This is a genomic window from Mesorhizobium sp. M7A.F.Ca.CA.004.12.1.1, assembly GCF_003997835.1.
Lineage (GTDB): Bacteria > Pseudomonadota > Alphaproteobacteria > Rhizobiales > Rhizobiaceae > Mesorhizobium.
In genome coordinates, this window is record NZ_RZRK01001313.1 from 1 (window position 1) to 945 (window position 945).

A 945-nucleotide genomic window follows, 5' to 3' on the forward strand; every position below is an offset into this window, starting at 1 on the left:
GCGCAGGACAACGCCGCCCGCGAAGCGGCGGTGGCGAAACTGGCGACGGAAGAAGCTGAACGAGCCGAGCAGGCCAAATCGGCCGAAGCCGCGGCAACGGATGCCGCAGCAGAGGCAGCCGTCGAAGAGTCGGAGGCGGCATCGGACGCAGTGGCCGTTTCGGAAACCGCGGCCGAAATTCCCGCCGAAATCACCTCCGACGCCGCGGCGGAACCTGCTTCGCCTGCCGTGGAAGAACAGGCGGACGCTCCGGTCGAAACCGTGCAAGACGAAGCGCCTGTTGCCGAGGCTGCTGCTGAACCGGCACCGGCTGAACCGCAGGCAGAGGCTGAAGCTGCCGAGACTGAAGCCGCAGCGGCAGAAGAAGCCGCAACGGCCGACCTGGCGGCAAATGCCGCGCCCGCAACGGACGCCGCGCCGGACGAACCTGTGGCGGTGACTGAAGCAGCTGTCGGCGAACCCGCGCCGGAAGCCGAAGCACCAAAACCCATCCTGTTGTGGCGTCAGGGCCGCTTCGAACAGCGCCCGCGCAACCGCGATGACAACCGCAGGAACAATCGCCCGCGCAACGGACAAGCGCGCGGCCGAAGCGATGCGCCTGCGGATGCCGCCGGCGCACCGGCCGCTGCTGCACCCGGAGAACGCCCGGCCCATGAAGGACGGCGCGATGGAGCCGGCAAGCCGCGCTTCGACCGCTCGAAATTCAAGCCCAAGCCGCAGGCCGAAGGCGAACAGCGACGTGATGGCAGGCCGCAGGGCGAACGTCCCGACCGCCGCGAAGGCCGTCCCGACTGGAAGGGTGGCAGGCCTGATGGCAAAGGTGGTCCGCAAGGCGGCAAGCCGGCCTTCCAGCCGAAGCCGCGCGAGGAGCGTCCGGTGCGTTTCGATCCGGATTCGCCCTTCGCCAAGCTCGCCGCTCTCCGCGACCAGCTGAAGAAGTAGAAC

At 68.8% G+C, this 945-nt stretch carries 1 pseudogene; it reads left to right on the forward strand.

From position 1 onward, the window contains the following. Window positions 1-942, forward strand: a pseudogene (locus tag EN984_RS36040) (helicase); the annotation flags it as partial. Between the last annotated feature and the right edge of the window lie 3 nt (window positions 943-945).